Source organism: Nonomuraea sp. NEAU-A123 (assembly GCF_018603905.1).
GTDB lineage: Bacteria > Actinomycetota > Actinomycetes > Streptosporangiales > Streptosporangiaceae > Nonomuraea.
Genome location: NZ_JAHFZZ010000031.1, coordinates 1 through 17,201, shown reverse-complemented (window position 1 = coordinate 17,201; position 17,201 = coordinate 1). Strand labels below are relative to the sequence as shown.

Annotated in this window: 13 protein-coding genes and 1 CRISPR repeat array; of the genes, 9 read left to right on the top strand and 4 right to left on the bottom strand. The window is 64.3% G+C overall.

The annotated features are described in order from the left end of the window. Window positions 1–178: 178 nt before the first annotated feature. A complete protein-coding gene (locus tag KLK06_RS52140) occupies window positions 179–1,033 on the top strand; it encodes a hypothetical protein (protein WP_214643324.1) in 855 nt (284 codons plus the stop codon). Between the two features lie 61 nt (window positions 1,034–1,094). On the opposite strand, the gene KLK06_RS52135 is transcribed toward KLK06_RS52140, so the two are convergent. Both KLK06_RS52135 and KLK06_RS52130 read right to left on the bottom strand, forming a co-directional pair. Then, window positions 1,095–2,138, bottom strand: a complete 1,044-nt coding sequence (locus tag KLK06_RS52135; RefSeq protein WP_214643323.1) for a nucleotide kinase domain-containing protein — start codon at window positions 2,136–2,138, stop codon at window positions 1,095–1,097. A 993-nt stretch (window positions 2,139–3,131) separates the two neighbouring features. Continuing rightward, window positions 3,132–3,857: a hypothetical protein gene (locus KLK06_RS52130; RefSeq protein ID WP_214643322.1), complete on the bottom strand. Its 726-nt coding sequence runs from the start codon at window positions 3,855–3,857 to the stop codon at window positions 3,132–3,134. A 207-nt stretch (window positions 3,858–4,064) separates the two neighbouring features. On the opposite strand from KLK06_RS52130, the gene KLK06_RS52125 reads away from it, so the two are divergent. After that, a complete protein-coding gene (locus KLK06_RS52125; RefSeq protein WP_214643321.1) occupies window positions 4,065–4,649 on the top strand; it encodes a hypothetical protein in 585 nt (194 codons plus the stop codon). Between the two features lie 62 nt (window positions 4,650–4,711). On the opposite strand, the gene KLK06_RS52120 is transcribed toward KLK06_RS52125, so the two are convergent. Then, on the bottom strand, window positions 4,712–4,882 hold the full coding sequence (locus KLK06_RS52120; protein WP_214643320.1) for a hypothetical protein: 171 nt from the start codon (window positions 4,880–4,882) through the stop codon (window positions 4,712–4,714). On the opposite strand from KLK06_RS52120, the gene KLK06_RS52115 reads away from it, so the two are divergent. Continuing rightward, the gene (locus tag KLK06_RS52115) at window positions 4,875–5,078 is read left to right on the top strand and encodes a hypothetical protein (protein WP_214643319.1); all 204 of its coding nucleotides are present in this window, start codon (window positions 4,875–4,877) and stop codon (window positions 5,076–5,078) included. The genes KLK06_RS52120 and KLK06_RS52115 overlap by 8 nt on opposite strands. Before the next feature lie 32 nt (window positions 5,079–5,110). Here the strand turns inward: KLK06_RS52115 and KLK06_RS52110 are convergent, their stop codons facing one another. After that, window positions 5,111–6,082 carry a hypothetical protein gene (locus KLK06_RS52110; RefSeq protein WP_214643318.1) on the bottom strand — a complete coding sequence of 324 codons (972 nt, stop codon included), beginning with the start codon at window positions 6,080–6,082 and terminating at the stop codon, window positions 5,111–5,113. 623 nt (window positions 6,083–6,705) lie between these two features. Between KLK06_RS52110 and KLK06_RS52105 the strand changes: the two genes are divergently transcribed. From KLK06_RS52105 to KLK06_RS52080, 6 genes are all read left to right on the top strand, one after another. Continuing rightward, window positions 6,706–8,079, top strand: coding sequence for a recombinase family protein (locus KLK06_RS52105; protein ID WP_214643317.1), 1,374 nt, complete (start codon window positions 6,706–6,708; stop codon window positions 8,077–8,079). Between the two features lie 225 nt (window positions 8,080–8,304). Then, a complete protein-coding gene (locus tag KLK06_RS52100) occupies window positions 8,305–8,982 on the top strand; it encodes a DUF2637 domain-containing protein (RefSeq protein ID WP_214643316.1) in 678 nt (225 codons plus the stop codon). Between the two features lie 143 nt (window positions 8,983–9,125). Beyond that, window positions 9,126–11,240: direct repeats of the CRISPR family, unit length 28 nt; unit sequence CCACTCATCACCCTGGAGGGATCGCAAC. A 460-nt stretch (window positions 11,241–11,700) separates the two neighbouring features. Further along, window positions 11,701–12,390 carry a CRISPR-associated endoribonuclease Cas6 gene (cas6, locus tag KLK06_RS52095; RefSeq protein ID WP_214643315.1) on the top strand — a complete coding sequence of 230 codons (690 nt, stop codon included), beginning with the start codon at window positions 11,701–11,703 and terminating at the stop codon, window positions 12,388–12,390. After that, window positions 12,378–13,814 carry a hypothetical protein gene (locus tag KLK06_RS52090; RefSeq protein ID WP_214643314.1) on the top strand — a complete coding sequence of 479 codons (1,437 nt, stop codon included), beginning with the start codon at window positions 12,378–12,380 and terminating at the stop codon, window positions 13,812–13,814. The genes cas6 and KLK06_RS52090 overlap by 13 nt, the downstream gene beginning before the upstream one ends. Beyond that, on the top strand, window positions 13,814–14,878 hold the full coding sequence (gene cas7i / locus KLK06_RS52085) for a type I-B CRISPR-associated protein Cas7/Cst2/DevR (RefSeq protein ID WP_214643313.1): 1,065 nt from the start codon (window positions 13,814–13,816) through the stop codon (window positions 14,876–14,878). The genes KLK06_RS52090 and cas7i overlap by 1 nt, the downstream gene beginning before the upstream one ends. 5 nt (window positions 14,879–14,883) lie before the next feature. Beyond that, entirely contained in the window at window positions 14,884–17,181 is a 2,298-nt protein-coding gene (locus tag KLK06_RS52080; protein WP_214643384.1) for a CRISPR-associated endonuclease Cas3'', read from the top strand. Window positions 17,182–17,201: the final 20 nt, after the last annotated feature.

The window sequence follows — 17,201 nt, the reverse complement described above, 5'->3', positions numbered from 1 at the left end:
CTAGCGGGATCGGCCAGCTCATCAATGGTGAGTCGCCCGTGTCCGGACGGGCGACCGGACTGAACGTCCCGGGATGTGTGCCCGGGAGGCTGAAACGCCTGCGCTCGCAGGGTTCGTGGCTAGATTCCAGCCCAGCCGCGACAACATGATCCGTCTACCGCGAGAAACGGACATCGCGATGTCAGTCCTGTACATCCACGCACCGAACGTCTCCGAAGCATGGCTGCAGGCCGTGCGTGCGCTGGGCCAGCGGCGGCCAGAACCCCGTGCTTTGCACATGATCGTGTCAATTGACGCCCCGGTCGCTGAGGACAAGCACATTCGAGCTGCAGTAGACAGACTCCTCGACGATCTCCGGCAGCCGGGTGTCGACACCGTGGCCAACACGATCTTCCCCGCGGCCATTGCGGCCACCAGCTCCAACCACAAGGAACTGGTCGAACGCTACCTGCGCTACCTACCACGGCTACGCGGATTCAAGGGCAACCAGTTCGGTACCTACTTCGCCAGGCTGGTCGCGTATCCGGGAATCAAAGGAGCAGTCGACCAGCTAGCTGCTGTCGTGGATCGGCTTCAAAAAGGCGGCCGTGCACGCTTCACCCGCTACGAAGCACTCATCGACCAACCCGAAGTGGATGGTGCACCCGATACGGACACCACCGCGCCGCAGGAGCCGGGTGAGCTGACCAATGACTTCTCGCTTCTGCCCGACGACGGGGCAACCGCTCCGATCTACGTGCCCGGCAAAGACCGAACACCTGGCCACTTCCCCTGCCTGAGCCACTGCTCATTCCAACTCGATGCCGACGCCCAGGTGCACATGCTGGCCTACTACCGCAGCCAGTCGATGGTGGAGCGGGCCTACGGAAACTATCTGGGACTGGGCCGGCTGCTTCAGTACGTGGCCAGTCAGGCAGGACTGCGTACTGGGCAGCTCACGGTCGTAGCCGGGCAGGCGCAGATCGAGATGGCGCGCCGCCAAGTGCGCTTGCTGACATCGCAGCCCGAGATCATTCCCGGCTTCGCTGGTTAACAAGTCGATCTCACGGCGGACATGTCTTGAGACTTGCCTGGTCGGCCTCTGGCGCCAGAAGTCACCGCCGCTGCTCAAGGCACTCCGCAGGGGGCAGCTCTTCGCTATTGATCTCCCACTTCGGCGGAAACCATGCGGTCAAAGGAGCCGAATCTGCCCGGTAGCCCTGCTTGATCCGGGTACGACCGCTGACACCCTGCACGTGGGGATGGGCCACGCGCGAGTATTTGTCGACCTCGCAGAAGAGGTTCTGGCAGTCGATCAACTGCAAACGCCTACCGAACAAGCCAGAGAACTCCAGGCCGAGACGCTCGAACTGGACCTCCTGCATGTCAGCCATGTACCGGATCACCTCCGCCTCGACGCCCTGCGCGCCAAGGCCGAAGCATTTGCGGATGCCGTCACGAGCTCCGGGACCGGCCACGACGAAGTCCATCTCGCTGAAACTCAGGACCGACGTGTAGTTGAGGTCAATCAGGAACTGGAACGCAAGGAAGTCCCCCAACCCGGGATATCCCTTCAAGACCTCGAAAGCCGCCGCCATGGTGGTCGCAGAGGCGATCTTGGCTGGCGCGTCGGTAGCCATCATCAGTTCCAGCAACCGTAGGTGATTACGGTGCTTACGCAGCTCACCAAGCGGTGGCTGCGGGATCACGTAGGCGGGCGAGTACAGACGCTGTCCTTCAGAGAAGGCGCCGCTCAATACGGCGTCATAGGCCTGCCACGAGTAGTTCGCCCAACTGATCTCGCCGAGTACGGCTGTCAGCAACCGCCAGGTGGAGATCCGGTTGAACAGCTTAAACAGCATGACCCGGAAGAAAACCTCAGACCACTCGGACGGCCCTCGGTAGATGACCTGGGTGATGAGGTGTTGGCTCACGCGGTCACTAGCCCGATAGCAGTTGGTGAAGCGGTATCTGGCCAAGATCGGATCAGCTGTCCATGGGCCGACCTGCCCGGCGAGCTTCCTCTCGTACACCCGCTGCCGCTCCGCAGCGAAGCGCCAGTAGGTGTCGAACACCGTTGTGGGGCTCAGCCGCCGACCCGCGATGACCAGCTCTGACGTCCCGTCGAAGGCAGCCCTCGGTTTGATCGTTGTCGACACCGTAGAATTATATATCTCATGTATATCTTGCGCCTGCGAATGCGAGAGAAGAGGCATGGAGCTCCTCAGGGACTCGACCAAACGCACCACATCAGTGCAGTGGCCGGACGCCGTTGACGCCCGACTCGAGGTATTGGCGGCCCTGGCAACTGCGGCAGGAGAGCAGGTCTCAAGGGCTCAATTGCTGGCAGCGCTGGTCGCCATGGCACCGCTCGACAAGGAAGCACTCAGTGCGGCTGTGCATTCGTACAGGCAGCAGTTGCACGACGAGTTCGCCACTGCCACGGTTCAGGTCGAAGATCTTCCCCGAGTAAGACGTTCTGGGCGAAAGCGCCGTACGACCTGAGCTGGGTGCTGGGGTTTTGCTGTGCGATCAGGGCGGTGGCTGCGAGGCGTTCACCCCACATTCTGACGTAGGAAGAGCAACGATTGAGGACCCGGCCACCAACCGGTGGGCGGGTCCGATCTGGCGGTGGCGGGACGAGATCTTTGATGCCGCTCTGATGCGTGCAACACTTTGCTCAGCGCAAACACGTGTGCCCTCAGCCAGCCGGACGGGGCTTTTGCATGTGTCTGGAGGTGACTGTGCCTTCCAGCCACGGCGTCGAGCCCGTCACCGTCGCCCAGGCCGTGGCCCGGCTGGGCAAGCGGCCTGGCGTCTGGTCGGTCACTCGCCGTGCTGGATGAGGCCATCGCCCTGCATACGGCCCCGCGCCGCCCATGACGCCGCCCGATCGTCGAGGTCGCCGTCATCGCTGTCAGCGCGGGCACCGCGAGAACGTCCTCGCCCGCCTGGACGCCGAATGCCGCGCTGACCTCGAACGGACCCGCAGTCGGTCGCCCCCGCTGTCGTGGCGCTGATCGCTCAGGCCGTGCGCGTGACACGGCATGCCGCGCAATAAGAACACGCCCGGCTGAAACGAGGCGTGAAACGCCGACACCCCAGAGCCGCAAGCTAACCTTGCGGTGTCCCAATCAGCCAGGCGAGCTGTGTCACGGGGAAGGAGTGCTCGAGTCGTCCCCGGTTATCTCGTCGGCGGCTAACTCCCGCAGGAACTCCTGATCTTCCGCCATTTGCCGTTCCAGCCGTTCCTGCTTTGCAAATTCGGCCATCACGTCCTGCTCTGCTTTCCAGTCGTTGAGCGCATCGACGGCTTGGGTGAACCGGTCCGGCGTCTCGGGCAACGTTCGGTCGCCCCGGTAGAATGAGCGTATGCAAGCCCTCGCGTGATAGCAGGCGACGCGTCGCAACACCGATTCCGGCGCGTGAATCGTCCACCAGAGGGCGAAGCGATAGGAGAGGATCTCGTACGCGGCATCGAGTCGGTTGCGGAGATCGTTATTTGAGAAGTTGCTGACATGCAGGTCCAGAGCGATCAGCAGATCGTCGCGGCGCCTCTCCCAGTCCTTTACCTGTGACTTGTCCGGCAGCGCCGGCTTGGGGAGGGGCTTAGGGAGGGGCAGACCCCGCTTTCGAGCTTGGTCTCTACGAACATCCTCTCGGATCTCGGCCATCTCGATTCCTTCGCGTGGGTCGGGCTCCAGGAGCAGCAACTTGGCGATGACCTCGAGCGCACCCTGAGCAGCTGTTCGCTCGCGCGTCCGGAGTTCTTCCCTTCGCTTAACCAAGCGACTGTTCACGATGCTGACAATTGGCCCGACGATGGCGGCCACGGCAGCAATGACGGCGGCAACAAGGGTGACCTCAGACTCATCCACACCGTGACGGTAATCGTCTGGCGCTTCCTCGTCTCCCACCTGATATGAGAAGCCCGGTGTTGATTCCCACGCGCAAGCATTTCGACCGGCCATGCGTGCTGGTGAGGCCGCCAGTGGTCAACCGGCGAAGACCGAGAAAGATCTGGCCGATGTGAGATCTTCTCGTGCGGCTTGCTGGCACATCTGCCGAATGGTATTCGTTCTCACATGGAGCTTGCGGTCAGATCGTATGAGCCGGTTGCCAGAAACCACCTCGACAGACTGGCCGAGATCGTGGCGGCTGAACTCCGAAGGTTTGTCCAGCGGTGCCCCGAGTTCCAGGACCGAATGATCGCAAGCGTGCTGGCACAGGGCGCTGCATTGCACATGCTCACAGGTGCCACCGGGGTAAAGGATTTGGACGTGTGGATGTTCTTCGCTGCGCTCCCCGGGCGCCGGTTTCCGGAGTACTCCCAGCTGGTCATGCGCTACGACTTCGGCCCGTCGAATTTGGGCAGACAGGACTACCGATTGGCCGATGCACGCAATGACCGCGAACGACGGCTGTGGGCTTCATGGGCCAGTGAGCACCAAGGGCGGCGGGTGGATGTGATGAAACGTGCACTGCAGGATCCACCCGATGACGATCCTGCAACGGCGATTCAGTCCTGGCTGCGAGCTGGACAGAGACGTGGACGCGGATCGGCGTTCTTCCTTGCCAGAAAACCAATGGTCCTAATCGACCCCCTGCCTCGCCGCCACGAGATCATCTGGTGTGGTGACCACGTTGCCGTGGGCCCAGCTGACACGTGAATCAACCTCGCCAAGCGGGCGGCAGCGAAGCCTGGCCGGATCGTCTGAACGGCGGCGTGCCGCTACTGGTCGGTGGGCAGCATGGCGACCGCGGCCTCAAGGTCGCCGTGGGTGGGCAGGGTGTGGCGGCGGGTGGTGCCCAGGCGGGCATGCCCCATCGGCTCGGTGGGCACGACGATGTCGATGCTCTGACGCAGCAGGTTGATGGCGAAGGTGTGACGCAGGGTGCACACGGAGATGGCGGGCGTGCCGTTGTCGTCGACCGTCGAGGGCGAGCTCGTCGAGCAGCCGGTCGACGGCGCGGGTCTTCACCTGGCCGCCGCGGTAGCGGTTGAAAAACAGCGCCGGGTTATCCAGCCGCGCATCACTCTCCCTGTGCTGCCGCACGATCAGAGGCTAGCGGTCCAGATGATAGACCACCGCCGGTAGCGGCCCGCCGTATCCTCGATTCCATGCCTTCCTCAGTCTCGCGCTGTCATCTCGTCCCGACAGGTTCTGCAGATCGGCCATCCGTCCGCGCCGATTTGGAAGGGGAGTCCACATCGGATGCAATTGGCGAGGCCGTCGAAGGCATGGGAGCAACCGAAGCAGAATGAGCGGGGAGTCTCCGGAGCGTCCGCTAGAAACGCCCCGTGGACTAGAGTTTCGCCCCAGCATTCAGGGCACACGTCGGCTGGGGGCTCGCCCTTGCGGAAGGCGCGCCACGAGTTTCCCAACACGTCCACCATGTACGCAAGAGGCAGCGTGTTGGGATCCCACTCCGTCTGGCAGAACCGGCATTGGGCCTCGCCGGCGTCTGCGATCATTGCCCACTGCCCGCAGTTTGGGCATTTGAGCGTCTGTGCCGCATAGGGCTGGAGTTCGGGTCGGAGTCGCTTCATCCGCGTGGTGACGAGTGTCCTGATCTGGTGCAATCGGCCCCGCACCAGTTCCATCCCGTCCGCAACATGTGCTTCTTCGGTGCCCTGAAGGTCCGGTTGGAGCTGTTCGTGGATGAAGGTGAGCAGGAAGTCCAGGACTTCGGCTGCGGCGGCCTCGATCGCGATTGCCGTACTGGTGAGGCCGAAGTGCTGAAGGCGGTTGCGATGGTTTGCCAGACGGGTGATGGCCGCCTTGATCTCAGGTGGGATCGAGACGCCTTGGTCACGAAGTCGTTTGATCGTTTGGCTCATGTCGCAGCTGTTGAAGTCGCCCCGTTTGTAAAGCCTCTCATCGGCCTCGTCAGGTTTCGTGAACACCAGACGCCAGTCAAAGATGATCAAGCAGGCTTTGAGGAGGACTTCGGTGGCGGCCTGAAGGTGGAGGACCGCGTATTTGAGATCGCGTGGGCTTGGGTCGCCGTCGAGGTGGTCTACCACGCTGATCAGGTAGTCCATGCCGTTTGCGGACAGCGGGAAGTGGATGTTCGACCCCTTCGCGCCGGCGGCTCGCATGTCCTTACCTCGTTGGTTTGCCGTAACAGGGCCACGCATAGGAGGCCGCTAGCCTTTTGGGGCACCATATCTGAGTCCGTGGATAGCTTGCTGGATAACCTTCGCTATCCAGCAAGATAGCGATCACGGGCCGGGAACGAGCTGGGCAGTCGCCGCCCAGCGCGCCCCCTTCGTTCCCCGGTTATCTGGCAACGAGGCGGACCAGGCCAGCGGAGGGCTAAAGGCGGGCATATGGAACGCAGTCGTCGCCGAGCAGTTCGGCGGTGCTCACCCGCTCGCCTTGCACCTGGACGGCTTCCTCGCCGACCTGAGCTAACGTCGCGCCCCTGGCTGCAAATCGCGAGGCGCCCTCATGGAGCTCTTCGCGTAAGCGAAATGGTAAATATGAAGACCAGTAGTATATATGTGCCGACTGGATGTAGAAAATTATCCTCTGATGTAAAACTCTGTCGCTTGTGACCTATGTGATCATCTTTATGGATGATGAAATGTAGGAGCGCTATCCGGCTGGACGCGAGAGGTGGACCATGGCTGCGACGCTGGTACCCCTGCCCCTGATGACGGTGCAGGAGGTGAGTGACGACACGCTGGTGGCATGGGCGGCGCGGACGAGACGGTGCCGGGTGATCGAGCCGCGCCGGCGCGGGTTGCGGTTCGTGTTTTATGGGCGGGTGTCGACGGAGGATCATCAGGATCCGGTGTCGTCGCGGGCGCGGCAGCGGGATCAGGCTGCAGTTTTGGTGGCGCGGTTCGGGCGGATCGTGGCCGAGTACTTCGATGTTGGGCAAAGCCGGGTATTGCCGTGGTCGCGGCGGCCGGAGGCTGCGGCGTTGGTGGTGGCGATGGCCGACCCGGAGCGCGGGTTCGACGCGATCGTGGTGGGAGAGTATGAGCGTGGTTTCTACGGCAGCCAGTTCGCTCTGATGGCGCCGTTATTCGAGCATTATGGCGTGCAGTTGTGGATGCCCGAGGTCGGTGGCCGGGTCGACTTTGCCGGCGAGGGGCACGAGCAGTTGATGATCGCGCTCGGGATCCAGTCCAAGCGGGAGATCACCCGGGCTCGGATTCGGGTGCGGACCGCGATGGCGGCTCAAGTCCGCGAGCAGGGCCGGTACCAGGGCGGGCGTCCGCCGTATGGGTATCGGCTGGTGGATGCTGGCCCGCATCCGAACCGGGCGCATGCGGCATGGGGGCGGCGGGCGTGGCGGTTGGAGCCGGACCCGGACACCGCGCCGATCGTCACGTGGATGTTCGCCCAGCGGCGGGCCGGACATAGCCTGGCCAGGATCACCAGGGCGCTCAACGACGCCGACGTGCCGTGCCCGTCGGCCGCAGATCCGAAGCGTAATGCGCACCGGTCGGGTGCCGGGTGGACGCTGACCACGGTGCGGGCGATTCTGTGTAATCCGCGGTATACGGGGCGGCAGGTGTGGAACCGGCAGCCGAGCGAGCACGAGTTGATCGATCCGGGCAACACCGGGCTGGGGCATCGGCAGGTGCAGCGGTGGAACCTGCCCGACGGCTGGGTGATCTCCACACGGCCCGCGCATCCGGCGCTGGTCAGTGAGGCGGACTTCATCGCACTACAGGGAATGCGCGCCGTAGCCGACGGGACGCGTTCGGAGCGCTGTTATTTGCTGGCTGGGCTGTTGCGCTGCGGGATCTGTGGCCGACGGCTGGAGTCGTGCTGGGCCAACAACCGGGCCGCCTACCGGTGTCGACACGGCCACAGCAGCGCCAGCCGTCCCGATCCCGACCGGCCCAAGAACCTCTACATCCGCCAGGATCGCATCCTGCCGCACCTGCCGGCCCTGTACGTGCTGCTGGCCGGACCTGATCTCGCCGGCTGGCCGACCAGCGCTCTGCCGCTCGGCGTCGCGGACATCATCGGCCGTCTGCGCGCCGACCGCATGACCTTGGTCTACGATCCCGAGACTCGCGCCCTGAGGGCGGACACGCGAGAGGAGGTGAAGGTCATCCTGGATCCCGCCCGCTGACTTGTAGCGGACAAGACACCGTGCTCCGATGTCTCCGGCCTGCTGGAAGGAGGAAGGCTAGCAAGCCCTGATCCCGGCGTCAGCCGAAGGCTGGGCCAGGGTGACGTACCTTCATGCCCGGAAATGCCCAGCTATGTACAACTTACGTGTCCGAAAGCCGATACGTACATGCCGTTCAGCGTCTCCACGACGCTTGTTCTCCCAGTTCAGGAGGGCTGAGCAGCGATGGAGCCGAACGCGCGGGCCGTGTCTCGCATCCGGCGAACGACGATCACAGGGGTTCTCTTCCTTGCTGGCATCGCGGCGATCGTGTCGTTCCGTCACATGCATGAACTCTGTCTCCGGCACGGTGAGGATCGCCTGGCGGCGGTGCTCATCCCGCTCGCGGTCGACGGCACGATCGTCGTTGCCTCAATGTCCATCCTCCTGGCCAACCGGTACGGGTCGCGTGGTGGCGTGCTGGCGTGGACCATGCTCGGGGTCGGCAGTCTCGCCAGCCTTGCCGCGAACGTCGCGGTCGCGGAGCCCAGCATGATCGGCCGGGTTATCGCTGCATGGCCAAGTGCGGCTCTCATTGGTAGCTACGAACTCTTGATGTCTCAGGTCCGTCGGTTCTCAGCCGGGTCGAAGCGCATGGCAGACGCCGTGGAAGACCTGCCGACTGCGGGATCAGATGCTCATGAACCTGGAGGCGAAGCCTTGAGCGATCTATCTGCTCGCGGAATAGGTCGTCGTGACATCGAGGCCCTGGGTCTTCACCGCTCTGCCTGGCGATGGGCGCAGGAGAACCGGCGCCCGGACGGAGGACTACCATCCGGAAAGGACATCGCTACGCAGTTCTCCCGTAGTCCTCGTTGGGGGCGGTGGATCAAGAATGCGGGGTTGGCGGGTGATCTAGGATGATTTCGCGACCCTGTCCTGGACCGCGTCCCAAGGAGCGGTGTTTACCAGCCTGACCTGTGCCTCAGCATTACCGCCGGGTTGCTGCAAAATGGCATTATCTATGCTCTGCTGTGCAAGCTTTGACCTGGGACTTTACCGTGGGGCCACTCATCACCCTGGAGGGATCGCAACGCGAGCGCGACGAGTTCCCGGTCGATGACGTCCAGCCACTCATCACCCTGGAGGGATCGCAACGAGGGGCGGGGAGGGAGCCCCGGGAGATGGCCTCCCGGGCCACTCATCACCCTGGAGGGATCGCAACTGGACCTGCCGTCCAACCCCAGCACCATGGTCCAGGCCACTCATCACCCTGGAGGGATCGCAACGCCGTCCGGGCTGCTCGCAGGAGAGCGACTGATCATGCCACTCATCACCCTGGAGGGATCGCAACCCGATGAGGTGGGCCAGGAGGCCAATACGCTCCTCGCCACTCATCACCCTGGAGGGATCGCAACCTGCTCCTGGCCGCGATGATCCGCCGCGCGCCCGGCGGCCACTCATCACCCTGGAGGGATCGCAACAGGATCCGCACCTGCTCCTCAGCGATCCCCATGTCATGCCACTCATCACCCTGGAGGGATCGCAACGCAAGGGCGCACGATCCCGCCAGGGCCGCCTGCACTGCCACTCATCACCCTGGAGGGATCGCAACGCCCGCCATTCCCGCCAGGATATGAATACGGATCTGGGCCACTCATCACCCTGGAGGGATCGCAACCGACCAGGCCGGGGGCGATCAACGCCCGGAAGATGAGCCACTCATCACCCTGGAGGGATCGCAACAGATGGCCGGTGTGTGCCCGTCCTGCCAGGAGCCGGCCACTCATCACCCTGGAGGGATCGCAACTCGACTGCGGTGGCGGTGGCGTACGTTTTGGTTTCCGCCACTCATCACCCTGGAGGGATCGCAACCGGAGCCTGGCGCATCCCATGCCCCGGTGCGGAGGCCACTCATCACCCTGGAGGGATCGCAACCGGTCCAGGGGCGTACGGCGCACCGGCTGCGGATGGCCACTCATCACCCTGGAGGGATCGCAACGTCACTTCGCTCCTCGCCGTGGATTGGGTGCCGCCGCCACTCATCACCCTGGAGGGATCGCAACGCGAGGACATCCCGCTGGAGGGCTAACACCGGATGGGGCCACTCATCACCCTGGAGGGATCGCAACTACATGCTGAGCGTGCTGTCGTCGGCGGTGATCCGGCCACTCATCACCCTGGAGGGATCGCAACGTGACGTGGTCGCGGATTGCAAGGTTGCCCTGCCGGCCACTCATCACCCTGGAGGGATCGCAACTTGACGTTCCGTCGCCCCGCCCGCCGACCGAAGGGCGTCGTTCATCACCCCTGGAGGGATCGCAACTGGCCGCCCGCGGGGCTTGGATGCGGGCCTAAGGGGTCGTTCATCACCCCTGGAGGGATCGCAACGCCGCGAGCACCACCGACCCGGCCACGGTGCCCACCCGGGTCGTTCATCACCCCTGGAGGGATCGCAACGTCGGGTGAGGCTTGCGGAACCAGCGGACGCGGTCGGGTCGGTCATCATCCCTGGAGGGATCGCAACTGGTAATCGTTGTCGCCGGACGTGAGCATCTCGGGTCGTTCATCATTCCTGGAGGGATCGCAACAGCCACGGTGTGTCGCAGCGGGAGCAGTGCAGGATGAGTCGTTCATCACCCCTGCAGGGATCCCAACATGATTCTCAACCGGTGGGGTGGCCACCTCGACCGCGTCGTTCAGCACCCCTGGAGGGATCGCAACGCCCTGATGAAGGAAGACGATCAGGCAGCCGCCAAGTCGTTCATCACCCCTGGAGGGATCGCAACTGGCTGGTCCATCCGGCAAGCGCGGCGAGGTCGGCGGTGTCGTTCATCACCTCTGGAGGGATCGCAACCACGCTGCTCGGCAACGCGATCGCCTTCTACTCGGGCGGTCGTTCATCACCCCTGGAGGGATCGCAACAATTCCTTGCACACGCGATGGATGGCGACCCACATAGCCACTCATCACCCTGGAGGGATCGCAACGATGGCTTGAGCTCGGTCAGGACCAGCACGTGGCCACTCATCACCCTGGAGGGATCGCAACGCGATCGCGAGAATCTCGCCCTCGAACGGGGCGCACGGCCACTCATCACCCTGGAGGGATCGCAACTGGACCGGGATCATCTCGTCAGCCCTCTTCTCGGGGGCCACTCATCACCCTGGAGGGATCGCAACCAATCCAGGCGCCCGCACGGCATCGGAGTACCCCTGCGACTCATCGAGACGCGAACACCGTCGATGAGCTCGAGGTCCAGGAAGCCCCCCCACCAGGACGCAGTACAGACCCCGCTGAGCAGGTCCGCAGTCCGTCCACCGGGATTTCTCGTGGCCGCCTACCTGGAGTCGTGTGGCCATCCACCTGGCACGTTGGGTCCGCTGACCAAGAGTTCCTGATGCCCGCTTACAACGACACGCTTGGATGAGACATCACAGTCGGCAGTCGCCCATCACTCACAGTGAGGTGCGATCCGTCCAAGAGCTGGCTCAACGGTAGAACATGTCAAGTCTGAGCACGGTCTCCGTGGGTGCTACGTGCCGACCCCGCCCCCGGCATGGAGTCTTGCGATAGCTCAGAAATTGTCAGAGCTTCCTGCTACTACTGGGCCAAGTCCAAATGGCTTAAGGGGAGGAGCTCGTGCGGTTTCGCGTTGATGTTGCTGCCAGTAAGCCGGTGCTGCCGTGGCATGAGGTTCACGGTCCGGCCAGGGCAGTTATCTATGACCTGATTGAAAGTCAAGACGCGGCGGTAGCCGAAGAGCTTCATGATGTCGGCTGGCAGGGCGGCTCACTTCGTCCGGTAGGGGTTTCTCCGCCGTTGTTTTCTGGTACACGGCGTCTTCCGGGCGCGTATTCGGCCTCGTCGGACGGGGTGATATCGATGGGGTCTCCGGTACCGCGGATTGCAGCGTGTCTGCTGGCAGCGATGGCGGGACGGGGCGAGATCCGTTGGGGGTCGGTGACCTTGTCGGTCAAAGGCGTCCAATTAGATGGTGTTACTGACCATGCGGATGGATTTGCGGTTTTTGAGACGGTTTCGCCGGTTTTGGTGAAACATGAAGATCTCTACCTGGTTCCCGGAGACGCTCATTTTCAGGAGCGGTTGACGCATAACCTCCGGCATAAGGCAGATGTTCTTGGGTTGCCGAATGAGGTGGAAGTGGAGGTGGAGGATTCAGGTCCTCGTCGTCGATTCGATATGCCGAAGGGCTTTCGTATTGGGGCGACCGCGCGGGTTCGGGTGGCGGGGGCGCCGCAGTTGCTGGACGCGCTGTATGAGTGGGGGCTGGGGCTGTCCACCGTGGAGGGGTTCGGGTGGATCAGGTGAGCGCCACGCAGAACCCAGCGTCCTCGTTGCGGATTACCGAGCACCCGCTGCAACGCTGCGGAGCGTGGGCGGTGGCGGTACTCGCCGGTTGTGAGCGGGCCGAGCAGGTCACGGCGGAGCAGTTCGATGTCGTGATTCAGCGGATCATCGGGGACGTGGTCGAGGCGGCCATCGCTCATCAGGGCAGCGGTGCCTACGACTGGTGGAAGGTTCTGTTCGCGCTTTACCCGAACTCCAAGCCGACCCATGCTAAGCGGGAGAAGGACCGTACTGTCCTGGGCCGGGAGATGGCTTGGCTGTTCTCTCCGGACGAGGCCGAACGGTCGTGGCGGGCCTGCACGTTCTGCGGACAGGCGAGCGGTGTGTTGTGGGCGAAGTCGACGCTGCCGATGTTCGATTCGATTCGGGCGCTGAACACGCTGCCACCCGGGACGGCAGGGTGGCCGGTGTGCCGGGGGTGTCGGGTGGCGTTGTGGGCATTGCCGTACGGGGCTTGGCTCACAGCTGGTTCGGCCACGGTGCTGATATGTGCCAACCCACAAGTCGAGCGACAGTTCGTAGCCCGGAATGTGCGGCGAGCTGGGCGGATACGCCAGTTGGGTTTCGATGGTTTGCCCGCAATGGCCGGGCCTGAGGCGGTCACGTTGCAGGCGCTGTATGAGCATGCCGGCGACGCGCCAGCGGCGACCAGCTTGTGGATGTTCAAGAACGACAACCAGGAGCCATGGCTGCGGGTGTCGGAGACGCGGACGGGCGTGGCCCAGTTCGTGCATCGAATACTGGCTGATCCCGACTGCGCGAAGGGTTGGCAGGATCTGCGGCTGATCCTGAAGCGCAGCAACCGGCAGGGAAGGGCGGCGGCGGACGGCGCCACCGCCGCGGCACGGCTGCTATTCGATCGCGAGGGGGAGCGGTCGGATCGGCTACCGATGGAGCTGTGGGCGCGCTCGGGGGACGGGGAGAAGGTCTCACGGCACACGCTGGTGCGATGGCGGGCTTTGTGCCGTCTTTATGCGGAGGTGATGTACGGAATGGACGCCGATCGGCTCAAGCCTGTCGCAGAACTGCTGGCCAGCTGGATCGCTCAAGAATCACATCGCGGCCGGTTCAATGAGTACTGCCGTGCCGCTGGCAGTGGCTATCAACTGCAGAGGTTGCTGATGAAGACAAACGCAAGCCTGCGTTTGCGCGGTGTGCCGCAGGAGGCAATAAGCTCTGCAACGCTTACAGACCTATTCGCGAATGGCTCTAAGGGGTGGCTTGATCGCGCGCTGCTCTTCTTCGAGGTCAGCGCGAGGCTGGATGAAAAGCGAGTGCCAATCGGAGCCAGAAAATACGACGATGATGAGGAGGCCGAGGCCGAGGCCGAGGGCGAGATCGGGTTCGACAAGACGAACGTCGACGAGGTCGAGGAGTACTCCTGATGGCGTACCTAACAGGCAAAATCGCGCTGGCCGTCAGCGCAGGCGCACCAAACAACGGGCGCGGTGAGAACACCACGACCACGCCGGTCAAGAAGGCGCGAATCCGCGGCCAGATTTATCCATACGTGTCGGCCCAGGCGTTTCGCCGGTGGCTGCGCGACACGATGACCGGCATGGGCATGGTCGCCTCTCCGACCGAACGAGTGGGTAAGGCGCAAGGCAAGGCGCAAAAGGCGAATACGGCGGCCGACCCCATCCGGTACGCCGATGATGACCTGTTCGGCTATATGAAGGCGGCCGCCAAAAGCGCCGATGAGGCCACCACCCTGCGGGACACGCCGTTCATGGTGGGCACGTTCATGTCCGTGGAGCCGGCCCGCCCGACCGAGGACTTCGGCGTGATGTCTCGTGGCGTTGAGGACCCGGTCCTGCACGGGCACGAGTTTTACACCGCTGACCTGGTGGCGCCGTTCCTGCTCGACCTTCCTCGGGTGGGCACCTTCACCTTGCCGGCCTCGAACGGTGGCGGCCGGGCGAACTACCTGTCGGCGGATGCGGCGCTGAGCGTGGCCCAGGCGGTGAGCATGGGCGCCGAAGCGATCACCTTCCGCGGCCATGCCGCGATTCGCCTACCGCTGGAGGTACGCCGGGACCGGGTCGCGATGCTGCTGGACGCGCTGGCCGAACTGACCGGTGGAGCCAAGAAGGCGCTGCATTATGGCGACCGCACGCCGGCCCTTGTGGCCGCACTGCCTATGGCGGGCGGCGTGAACCCGCTCACGTTCGTGATCGACGGTGCCGCTGACGGCAGCGGGCTGACGGTGAGCGGCAAGGTGCTGCGCCAGGAACTGCAGGCCTGGCAGGGCCAATGGGAGGCGCCCGTACGGCTGGGATGGCGGCCGGGCTTCCAGGAGAGAAACCGGAAAGAGTTCGATCACGACCTCGCCGACCTGATCGAGGAGGGGCAGGTTGTCATCGATCACCCGCGATCGATGCTTCGTTGCCTGGCGGAGGAGATCCGTACCGGGCACCATGACGCCTGGTTCGACGATCCGGCCCGGTGAACCCGATGAGCGGCATGCCCAGTTCGATCCAGGCGGTCCGGGTAGATTTGTACGCGCCGGTCGCCTCCTTCCGCGATCCGATGTTCCCCGGTGTCAGCAGATGTCTACCGGTACCGCCGCCCTCCACCGTGCGCGGCATGCTGGCCGCCGCCACCGGTCGCGCCAGCGAAGCGATCACGCTCGGCCTGGCCGCATCTGCCGAAGGCAGGGGCGTTGACGCCGAGACCTATCACCCCATCGCCGCCGACGGCTCCAACCCGGCCATCGCGGGCAGGGTGGCGGCTGGCAAGGGCGGCGTGACCATCCGGGACAGGCCGTTCCTCGTCGGGGTTCGCTTGACGATCTGGATCCCCGCTCCTGATGGAGAACGGATCGCGCAGGCGTTGCGCCGGCCGGTGTGGGGTCTGCGGTTGGGCCGCTCGCAAGATCTCGTGCATATCGTTTCCGTCCGCGAGGTCATCTTGCAGCCCACCGAGCGGGCCAGGGTGGGGCACGCTTTGGCTCCGGTGGGAGGTCACGAGGCGCCGTTGGCTAGCACACTGCGGCTGGCCGAAGCGATCAGTTCCGACCGGGGCCGTACCGAGTACCGCAGCTACCAGTGGTGCTCAGAGTCGGCTGGTGAACATGCCGTCGTGGGGGCGTACCGCGATGAGGATCAGGCAGTCTGGCTGAGCTCGCCTGCCTCATCGGATGAACGCGACGCGCAGTTGTCTCAGGTGCTCGCCAAGTCCGCCAGCGGATCGGGATTGGGACGACCGGAACTGCTGACGGAGCACAGCCTCGCCGTTCGGGATGCCACTCGTACGATCGCACGCCGGATCGACTCTCCGGGCGTGCTGGCCTTCTACCCGAACTTCTGGTCCTGGGCGGAGACCGCTGCCCTGCTGCACGACGCCGGCAAGGTTGCCGAGGGCTTCCAACGCCAGCTCCGCCCTGGCGGAGAGAGCTGGGGTGAACGGCATGAGGTGCTCTCGCTCGCCTATGTGGACCTGCTCACCCGCCATATGGACCCACAAGAGCGCAAGATGATCGCTGCTGGTGTGGCCTTTCACCACCGGCCGCTGACCTCGCACCGCCGGGGTGACCTGCGTTCCATGTATCCCCCCGTAGCGGCGTGGGAGCGCAAATTCGGCCGCGATCCCGCCCCGGTGCTCGGGCGTCCCCGCGTTCAGATCCCGGCCGCCCGCCATCGCGCCTGGCTGGCCTGGCTTGCCCATCAGCTGGCCATCCCCGTGCCCGCCAACGACCGCCGCCTGTGGGAGCTCGCCCGCGATGCCTTCGCCCGGCTGAGCGCCGAGTGGATCAACCCGGTCAGCGAAGAGGACGGTCTGGTTGCTGTACTTCTGCAGGGCGCGGTCACCCTCGCGGACCACTCCGGTTCCGCACACGTGCCTTTGCAGACGCACATGCCGCTACCGCGGGACTTCCTGAGCCGGTTGCCCACGCCCTACCCGCACCAGCGACAGGCCGCCGACATCGCAGAGCACCTCATCCTGGTTGCACCCACGGGAAGCGGCAAGACCGAGGCGGGGCTGGCTTGGGCCTCACGTCAGCTCGACGACATGCCAGGTCAGCCGCGGTTGGCCTGGCTGCTGCCGTACCGGGCCTCGATCGACGCCGCCCGTGATCGCTTCATCAAGCATCTCGACTCTGCTCCTGGGCAGGAGCGTCCGGACATCGGCGTGCTCCACGCCACCGCAGCGCGTACGTTGCTGGCCCGAGCGATCGCTGACGAATGTACGCCCGGCCCGGCCGACGCCCGTCGGGCTCGTGCCCGAGCTGGTGCGATGAGGCTGTTCAGCCAACGGGTCAGGGTCGCCACCCCTCATCAACTCCTGCGCGCGGCCATTGCTGGAACCCGCTACTCCAGCGTTCTGCTCGAACAGGTCAATGCCCTGATGGTCCTGGACGAGCTTCACGCCTACGATCCCGCGACCTTCGGTCGGATCTGCGCCTGCATGCAGTTGTGGCAGCGGCTTGGCAGCCGGGTAGCGGTCTTGTCCGCCACCCTCGCCCAACCGATGATCAACCTGATCCACGACACACTCGGCTCGGTCGAGGTCCGCCGGGCGCCGGTAGGCACAGCACCTGCGCGGCACCGGCTCACGCTCGACGAAGATCCGATCGACTCAGAGGCCAGTCTGGAGCGCATCCGCAGCTGGCTGGACGAGGGGCAGAGCGTCCTGGTGATCGCTAAGAGCCTGCTGACGAAGGGCTTTGGTGTCGGGGCACGGGTCAGGAGAGTGTCGGGGTGTGGTCATCGTTGGGCAGTTGACCCGTGGACGGGAGCGGGCTCCCGGTAGCTGAGGTGTTGTCTATGCAG

What these genes read in the sequence shown, in the direction of transcription:
- KLK06_RS52140 (WP_214643324.1), top strand. Translation starts at nt 179, where the DNA reads ATGTCAGTCCTGTACATCCACGCACCGAACGTCTCCGAAGCATGGCTG.
- KLK06_RS52125 (WP_214643321.1), top strand. Translation starts at nt 4,065, where the DNA reads ATGGAGCTTGCGGTCAGATCGTATGAGCCGGTTGCCAGAAACCACCTC.
- KLK06_RS52110 (WP_214643318.1), bottom strand. Translation starts at nt 6,082, where the DNA reads ATGCGAGCCGCCGGCGCGAAGGGGTCGAACATCCACTTCCCGCTGTCC.
- KLK06_RS52100 (WP_214643316.1), top strand. Translation starts at nt 8,305, where the DNA reads ATGGAGCCGAACGCGCGGGCCGTGTCTCGCATCCGGCGAACGACGATC.
- cas7i (WP_214643313.1), top strand. Translation starts at nt 13,814, where the DNA reads ATGGCGTACCTAACAGGCAAAATCGCGCTGGCCGTCAGCGCAGGCGCA.
- KLK06_RS52080 (WP_214643384.1), top strand. Translation starts at nt 14,884, where the DNA reads ATGAGCGGCATGCCCAGTTCGATCCAGGCGGTCCGGGTAGATTTGTAC.